This is a genomic window from Collinsella sp. Sow4_D11 (genome assembly GCF_052116465.1).
Taxonomy (GTDB): Bacteria; Actinomycetota; Coriobacteriia; order Coriobacteriales; family Coriobacteriaceae; genus Collinsella.
Genome location: NZ_JBQKLA010000054.1, coordinates 1 through 2,220, shown reverse-complemented (window position 1 = coordinate 2,220; position 2,220 = coordinate 1). Strand labels below are relative to the sequence as shown.

Here is a 2,220-nt window from a genome sequence, read left to right as displayed (position 1 = left end):
AGAGTACTGCGGGGCCAGCCCGTGGGAGGCCAGGGCGCCGCTGACCGGTGGACGGCACCGAGCCGTGCGATTGGACTGAGAAGGGGGAGGCCTCGCGGCCTCCCCCTTTTTCGTTTCTCAGGCAATTTAACTAAATGACAATTTTTACAACGATATCATCTGCCGTCTTATTCAGACGTTCACCGTTCTCTTGACAGTCTCACACACTCAATGGATTACTATCTACTTAAGCGTGATACTGCGCTTGACCTGTTTTAGGCGGGCCGTTTTATTGATTATGAAGGAAGGACGCACATGGCAGATGTTCACGAGCTGCTTGATACTTGGATTGCCAATGTCAAGGATGATGAGCTGCTGACCGAGCTCAACACGATGAAGGAGCAGGGTGACGAGGATGCCATCACCGATGCCTTCTTCCAGGATCTTGCCTTCGGCACCGCCGGCCTGCGTGGCACGATCGGTGCTGGCACCAACCGTATGAATATCTATACGGTCGGCCGTGCAACGCAGGGCTTCGCCGACTATCTCAATGCGACTTTTGAGCATCCGACGGTTGCCATTGCTCGCGATAGCCGCAATAAGGGCGAACTGTTCGTCAAGACGACTGCTGCTATTCTTGCGGCAAATGGTGTCACCGCCCTTGTGTATCCTAAGATTTCCCCGGTGCCTACGCTATCTTGGGCCGTCCGCGACCTTAAGTGCTCCGGTGGCATTTGCATGACCGCTAGTCATAATCCGGCGCCTTATAACGGCTATAAGGCCTATGGCCCCGACGGCTGCCAGATCACTAGCGAGGCCGCCGATGCAATTTCTAAGGCTATCGCCGAGACCGATACGTTCACTGGCGTGAAGTCCATGGACTTCGATGAGGCTCTTGAGCAGGGTCTGGTCAAATGGATCGATGACTCGTGCCTCGAGCGTTATTACGACGCCGTTCTCGCGCGCGGCGTGACCAACCTTTCTGCCGAGGAGATCGCTGGCGCTCCGCTTAAGCTCGTCTACACTCCGCTCAACGGCACTGGCCTCATTCCCGTCACGACGGTGCTCGAGCGCGCCGGCATCACCGATGTCACGGTTGTTCCCGAGCAGAAGGACCCGAACGGCGATTTCCCGACCTGCCCGTATCCTAACCCCGAGATCCGTCAGGCCATGCAGAAGGGCATCGACCTGTGCGAGCAGGTTCACCCCGATCTGCTGCTTGCAACCGATCCTGACGCCGACCGTGTTGGCGTTGCTGTTAAGAATGGTGATGACTATCTGCTGCTGACCGGCAATGAGATGGGCGTTCTGCTGCTCGACTATATCTGCAAGACCCGTGCCGCCCGCGGCGAGGATCTCACCAAGAAGGTCGCGGTTACTACCATTGTTTCTTCCGCCATGGTCGATGCTCTGGCCGAGGAGTATGGCTTTGAGCTCCGTCGCTGCCTGACGGGCTTCAAGTACATCGGTGACATCATTACCTCGCTTTCCGATGCTGGTGAAGTCGATCGCTTTATCTTCGGTTTCGAGGAGAGCTACGGTTATCTGGCCGGCGACCACGTGCGCGACAAGGACGCCGTGAGCACTTCGCTGCTCATTTGCCAGATGGCGCAGTATTACAAGCTCCAGGGCAAGAACCTTGCCGATGCGATGCACGAGCTGTACGAGAAGTATGGCTACTATCACAACAAGACGATTTCGCTGAGCTATCCGGGCGCTGAGGGTGCGGCAAAGATGGCCGGCATCATGGCTGGTCTGCGCGAGAACCCGCCCGCGGAGCTCGCAGGCTCCAAGATCGAGGCCGTTGTGGATTACAACACGTGCGTGAACGGCCTGCCGAAGGCTAATGTCATTGAGTTCGATCTTGAGGGTGGCAACAAGGGTATTGTCCGTCCTTCCGGCACCGAGCCCAAGATCAAGCTGTACATCTTCGCTAAGGGCGCGGATGCCGCCGAGGCTGATGCAGCACTTGACGCGATTGAGGAGTCAGGTCGCAAGCTGTTGGCCTAAGGCTTTGAAAGCCTATTTCTATAGATAGACGAAAAAGGGGATCTCGGAAACGAGATCCCCTCTCTATTACTGCTAAATACAGCTGAGAATCCCAAACTGTGTAGGAGTTGTGTGCAACCAGATTCCCGCCCCGCGGGCCCCTCCGGTCTGGCAATATATCTCCTTGCCGCGCGGCCCGGTCGGACCGGGAACCGGCGCAGGCGTGCACCTTGAGAACCGGATACTGCGAGG

The 2,220-nt window shown here is 56.9% G+C and carries 1 protein-coding gene; it reads left to right on the top strand.

The window, feature by feature from the left end; all coding sequences use genetic code 11:
* The first annotated feature begins 294 nt into the window (after positions 1 to 294).
* On the top strand, positions 295 to 1,989 hold the full coding sequence (locus ACTQ40_RS10400; protein WP_154518687.1) for a phospho-sugar mutase: 1,695 nt from the start codon (positions 295 to 297) through the stop codon (positions 1,987 to 1,989).
* The last annotated feature ends 231 nt before the right edge of the window (positions 1,990 to 2,220 follow it).